Consider the following 257-nt stretch of genomic DNA (forward strand, 5'->3'; position numbering starts at 1 on the left):
GGTATCAACTAAGTTACCAATTAATGTTGATGCAGCAGGTGCGACCCACCAAGCTTTGGCCTGACGTAATTTTGCAAATACAGTGATATCCATGAGCTGACCAATTAAGTAAGCCACAAAGCTGGCAAAGGCGATGCGAAATACAAAACTATTCCACTCAGCTAAGGCGCTAAAAGCTTGTAATTGACCTTGATGAAACAATACGCCGACTAAATACGACACTACAAGTGCCGGTATCATGGCTTTGAGGATAATGC

At 42.8% G+C, this 257-nt stretch carries 1 protein-coding gene; it reads right to left on the reverse strand.

The features are described 5' to 3' along the window. The coding region (locus AAEY79_RS15575; RefSeq protein ID WP_352289469.1) for a queuosine precursor transporter at positions 1 to 257 on the reverse strand (257 nt) is incomplete at both ends.

The organism is Psychrobacter sp. GW64-MNA-CIBAN-0177 (genome assembly GCF_040309585.1).
Taxonomy (GTDB): Bacteria; Pseudomonadota; Gammaproteobacteria; order Pseudomonadales; family Moraxellaceae; genus Psychrobacter; species Psychrobacter okhotskensis.